Origin of the sequence: Roseibium sp., assembly GCF_025698965.1 — a bacterium.
GTDB lineage: Bacteria > Pseudomonadota > Alphaproteobacteria > Rhizobiales > Stappiaceae > Roseibium.
The window spans coordinates 1-5,613 of sequence record NZ_JAILWL010000439.1 but is presented as its reverse complement, the minus strand read 5'-3'; the positions used below and the strand labels follow the sequence as shown (position 1 = coordinate 5,613).

Sequence of the window (5,613 nt, the reverse complement as noted above, 5' to 3'; positions counted from 1 at the left end):
GGGACTACGAAGCGGCAATTTCCACTTTTGAACGCATGCTGATTTATGCACCCGATCTGCCGCGCGTTCAGCTCGAACTGGGTGTGCTGTATTTTCGGATCGGATCGACGGAAATAGCACGCTACTATTTCGAACAGGCGCTCAACGCACCGGACGTTCCGGCAGAAGTGCAGACACGTGTCGAAGCCTATCTCGCGGCGATCACGAAACAGGAGGACCCTGCGAGTTTTCGGGCAGCTGTCGTGACCGGGGTTCGGTATCAGTCCAATGCCAACGCCGCACCCGGCAGCCGGCGGGTCGACCTGAATGGCGGAACCTTTCTGCTCGACGATACAGCCACCGGCAAGGCGGATGTCAATGCGTTTCTCGCTGCCCGTATCCATGGTTCCTACGACCTGGGACTTCAGGGCGATCTGATCGAGGCAGACCTGATTTTCTATGGCGCCCGGTACGCGGATATTGTGCGACTGGATACGGCTCTGTCGGAATTGACGCTTGGACCGTCCCTGAACCTGGAAAGGTTTGACCTCGACAACACGCAACTCGGGCTCTACGCAATCGCTGCCGGGATCCGCCTCAATCACGCCAACTACAACGGTGCCCTCGGTGCGGGCATCCGCTTGGTGTCGCAGGTGACCGACACCGTCAAGGTCGACAGCAAGATCGAATGGCGTCGGCGCTGGTATAATGATACCGCCGAGTATCCGACGGTGTCGGACCGGAATGGCTCATATCTGCGGCTCGCTGCAACGGTTACGCGGGTGCTGTCGCAGACCGTATCCGTCAGAACCTTGATTCTTGCGGATTTTGAAGAAACCAAACAGGAATGGACCCAGAGCTGGGAAGTTGGCGGCGGTATTGGCGGTACGGTGCAATTCGATTCGCCCATTGAGAAACTCTCTTTGCCCTGGTCGCTTGATTTGGAGGCAGGCTATATTTACCGCGAATATCAGGGGCCGGATCCTCTGATTGACGCAACAGCCGCCCAGCACGATCACGAAGGCTGGCTCCGGTCAGGATTATCCGTCCCCTTGCGCCCGGACCTGGCCGTCGGCGTGACGGGAGAATTTCGCCGGCAATACTCCAACTACGATCTCGGGACTTATTCGAACGCGTCCGCCCTGGTCTCGTTGACCAAGGCCTTTTAGGAATGTGGTGCATGACTGATTTTTCCGAACGGTTGTCGAACGGCACGCTTTCACACATGCGTCAGGCGTCAGTTTTTCTTCTGGCTCTTGTTGCAATCGTTCCAGGTGCCCGGGCGGTTGAAGTTGGTGTTGCCTCTGCGGTCAATTCGGACGCTTTTGGAACGCCTCCTGGCGGTCTGCGCGGCACCAAGGTGCTCGGCGACAATGTCATTTATAATGAGCGCATCGAAACCAGCGGGTCCGGCCTGGTGCAGGTTCTCCTCGCGGATGGTTCAACTTTCACGGTCGGTGCCAGCTCCGACCTGGTCATAGATGAGTTCGTTTACGATCCGAATGGAGGATCCGGAAAACTGGTGGCGTCTTTCGGAAAAGGCGTTGCCCGTTTTGTTGGCGGCAAATTGAGCAAGAAACGTGGCGGTGTCACCGTGAAGACACCGGTTGGAACGATCGGTATTCGTGGTGGGATCGCCAATATCGACCTGTCGTCGAACCCACCTGTGCTTTCGTTTCTGTTCGGCAAGGATCTGACCTTTACCGGCAAGGACGGCAAAACCACGCGCATACATCGCAGCGGCTATTCCATGGAAATCGGTTCGAATGGACGCACGAGTGTCCGCCGAACCACTCAATCAGATCTGGGCAATGTCCAAACGGCGATGACAAGCCGAAACCAGAACGGCGGAATTCCCACGCCACCGACGAGCAGTCAAATCGAGCAATCCGGACTTCCTCGCGTCAATTCTCGTCTTGGGGTCGTAACGACTACGCCTCCGCGCAAGCCGAGCCCGGTGGAGGCGTCGAAACTCAGCGACCCCGAGACCGATATCATTCAGACACAGGTGCTGCAGCAACAACAGACAACCGAAGAGATTGAAGTTGAAGAAGACGACGGCGAAACAACGGTCGGCGAAACGGATGAGGCTCGGGTCCTGAGGGCAGGAACTGGTTTTTTTGTCAGCCAGTCTTCCACTTCAGTACGAGACCCTGGAACACAGGGCATTGTGGGCGGACCGAACGGCTTCGACGAAGTTGTCGTGTTCACACAGGACCCGGATACGGCCGCAAACACTTATCGCATCTGGTCGGGGGTTGCCGATGGTGAAACCATCTACGTTTTCGATCCAGATGATACGGTAAACGAGTATTACACCCAGACGGTTACGGCCGAGGGTGATATCGCTGAGAATTACTCTGCCGGCTTTATTCCAGATGCCCCCGTCTTGTCGGGGGAGATCGTTCAAAATGCCCGCGGGCAGCGTATTACCGGCGAAGGATTCGGTTTCTTTCTCCAATTCCAGGCGGTGGAAGCAGGGCTTGAACCTGAATTCAATTATGGCGGCACGGATTATTTTTACGGCCTTTACGGCGACGCCACGGATTTTGATGCTTTCGATGGCTCAGACACTGAAAAACTCAGGACCTATGAGCTGCATGGCGATGCCCTGACCGCTTTTCAACTCGCTTATTTAGACGAAGCTGACGCACTTGTTCCGGCGTTTTCTTCGGCGTTGTTCCTCAATCCGGCGGTTGCAGCAGAATTGGGTGCGGATTTTCTGAGCCAGGTTGAAAACAGCGGCCTGAAGATTTTGGAAACGTCGTCGCAAACGCTGGACGGAGCCAGTTACCTGACAGCCTCCATGTATGTTTCCGACGGTACCAGTACTCAGAAATCGTTTGTTTCCCTGAGCCTTGGTGAGATTACCGGCAGCGACGGATCGTTGACGCTGAACGGAGAGCGGCGGGGAGGGCATCGGACGGATACCGGCGTGTCGGCTGGCCTCTACGCCGGGACTGTGGCAAGTCTTGAAGGGGCTTCGGGTGGCGGTTTCTTCGGTTCGAACGCAGACTATTTGGTTCTCAGTCCGGGTGGACTTGAAGATGGCAACACCTTTACCGACGGTTATGTGGAAGTGCCCTCCGGCACGACCGTAACGGACCAGATGAGCGGCACGATGCATGTGGCAGAATTGGCAAGTGAAGTCGATGTGTCGACGCTTGACCGCGTCGACACGACCATGACCGGTTATGCGGCTGGTGTGCTTGAATCCTCGGTAAACTACGCATCGCCCTCGATAGGACCGGTTCTCTTCAACAGCACATCTACGGACGGGTTTTCCATTGCGTTTGATGCAAGCAACGGAACGCTCTACGCATCGTTGACTGTAGAGGATGTCAACGAAACCGATCGCGAAATCAACAAGTACGAGATTTCTTTCGGGGATCCGTCCGGTTCGGGGCAGTCAGTCTATATTGACACCGACACCTATGCCGCCATCGAGACGACGGGTGGCGCAGGGACGCTGCTGACGACGAATGACGGAGAGGTCGTTGCGCCAACATCCGGAACGACACCTGACAGCTACATTGTCCCGAGCACGCTTGTAGAGGGGGCGGACGATACGCTGTTTGCGTCAACTGACAAATGCGCCTGTGAGTTTCTTGAATGGGGGTACTGGGGAACCAAGATCGAAGCGGACGACACCAAACTTGCCCAAGGAGAACGGTTCGACACCTTCCATATGGGAACATGGGTTGCCGGAGAAGTGACGGACTCCATCGATCTTCCGTCTTCGGGCGATGCGGATTACACCGGTCATGCGGTCGGCAATGTCATCAACAATGGTGCCCAGTATCTGGCTTCGGGCAAATTCACGATGTCCGTAAACTTTGGTGATCGCGCAGCCTTCGCGACGATTTCCGATTTTGACGGCCGTACCATGACCTCGATCCCGACTGAACAGACTGTCGCCAGCGGCAATTTGTTCGTGGGTGGCCTGTCGGGACCGGCTGGGCTGAACGGAACGCTCAATGCATCCCTTGTGGCCGGACCAAATTCCAACCATGAAGGCGTCATCGGAAATTTCAATGCACAGCACGGCAGCTGGTCTGCCAACGGCATCGTTGCCGGGGAGCTGGACTAGCAAAGATCCAGAACGTGCTTGGGTGTGTATGATCGAAAAGCTCCGGTTTTTCAGTGTGTTGCAATGAGTGAAAGTTTTCCCCAGCTGGGTGGCCGACAACAGGCAAAAAACTTTGCCGGGGTGCTGGACAAGGTCAGAGCGAGCCTCTATAAGGACCGGGCTTTCAGCGAACGGGGCTTTGTCCCGGACCATTCGCCAAGCGCGCCCAGATAGCTCAGTTGGTAGAGCAGCGGATTGAAAATCCGCGTGTCGGTGGTTCGATTCCGCCTCTGGGCACCACTCTTCCTTCGTATTTCCAGTATTTTGAACGGTCTCATGGCCGAGCTCTTAGCTGTTTTGATGCTCCTATTGGCGGCAACTGGAATTTGTTCCGACTGAGAAAGAAGAGAAAGAAGCATCTTGATCCGAGATGCCCGGTTCTGCTTGTCATCCCTCGAACGTCAGTCCTGCCAGAGCCAGGCGGCGCCTCTGACGCCTGAGCTGTCGCCATGAAGAGCCTTGCGGATTTCCGTGTCATAGCGATCTGAGAAGATATAAGGCGTCATGGCTTTGGGCAGATCGTCGTAGAGTTCGTCAACATTCGACATGCCGCCCCCAAGGACAAAGACATCCGGATCCAGAAGATTTGCCGACATGGCAAGGGCGCGGCCGACACGGCTGACAAAGGCCTGGTAAATCCGGGTGGCAACCTCATCGCCCTGTCGTTTCAGTTCAATGATGCCGGGTCCCTTAAGGGAAGTGCCGGAATGCGTTTCGTATTCGGTCTGAAAGCCGGTGCCGGAACACCAGAATTCGATGGCGCCCTTGTGACCGATCCAGCAATCCGGTCCCGGAAATTCTTCGCGCTTCAGCCAAGGCACGGTGATCGCGCCCCATTCGCCCGCAATGCCGTTTGCGCCACGATGAGCCCTGCCATTAATCGAAATTCCGGAGCCCGCTCCCGTTCCCAGAATAACAGCGTGGACGACACTCATCCCGGCACCGGCACCGTCGATAGCTTCGGAGACAGCAAGGCAATTTGCGTCGTTCTGGATTCTTACCGGGCGGTTGGTTGCTGTTTCCAGATCCCGTGCGAGGGGCATGCCGTTCAGCCAGGTGGCGTTTGAATTCTTCACCAGTCCGGTCTGCGGCGAGATGGAGCCGGGAATGCCGATACCAAGCGTTCCGGTCAGACCGGTATCAGCCTCAGCGATGCGGACAAGCTCAGCGACCGCGGTAACACAGCCGTCATAGTCGTTGCGCGGTGTCGGAACGCGTTTGCGAAAGAGGCTGTTTCCCGCGTCGTCGAGAGCGATGATTTCCATTTTGGTGCCGCCCCAGTCGATCCCAAGTCGCATCGTTCTTTCAGTCCTTCAGGCTCGGAGATGCTCTTCAGGCGTTTCCGGAGCAGTTCTCTTCGGTCACCGCCGGTCTGCCCGGCGGTGTTTGCTCAGTTTATGAGGTGGAACGGATCAGCAGATCCTGTTTTCAGATTTAGGGTCGAAAGCGACGGCTTTTTCCATATTGAATGCGAATTTGAATGTTTCGCCTGCAGTGACCGGGAC

Annotated in this window: 3 protein-coding genes and 1 tRNA gene; 3 read left to right on the top strand and 1 reads right to left on the bottom strand. The window is 56.2% G+C overall.

The window, feature by feature from the left end; translation table 11 throughout:
* From K5905_RS26370 to K5905_RS26360, 3 genes are all read left to right on the top strand, one after another.
* Nucleotides 1-1,148, top strand: a 1,148-nt coding sequence (locus tag K5905_RS26370) for a tetratricopeptide repeat protein (RefSeq protein ID WP_297589770.1), incomplete at its 5' end; no start/stop codon positions are given.
* An 11-nt stretch (nucleotides 1,149-1,159) separates the two neighbouring features.
* The gene (locus K5905_RS26365; RefSeq protein ID WP_297589768.1) at nucleotides 1,160-4,069 is read left to right on the top strand and encodes a FecR domain-containing protein; all 2,910 of its coding nucleotides are present in this window, start codon (nucleotides 1,160-1,162) and stop codon (nucleotides 4,067-4,069) included.
* Nucleotides 4,070-4,272: 203 nt separating this feature from the next.
* Nucleotides 4,273-4,348: transfer RNA gene (locus tag K5905_RS26360), tRNA-Phe, on the top strand.
* A 161-nt stretch (nucleotides 4,349-4,509) separates the two neighbouring features.
* On the opposite strand, the gene K5905_RS26355 is transcribed toward K5905_RS26360, so the two are convergent.
* A complete protein-coding gene (locus tag K5905_RS26355; RefSeq protein ID WP_297589765.1) occupies nucleotides 4,510-5,406 on the bottom strand; it encodes an ROK family protein in 897 nt (298 codons plus the stop codon).
* Nucleotides 5,407-5,613 lie beyond the last annotated feature (207 nt).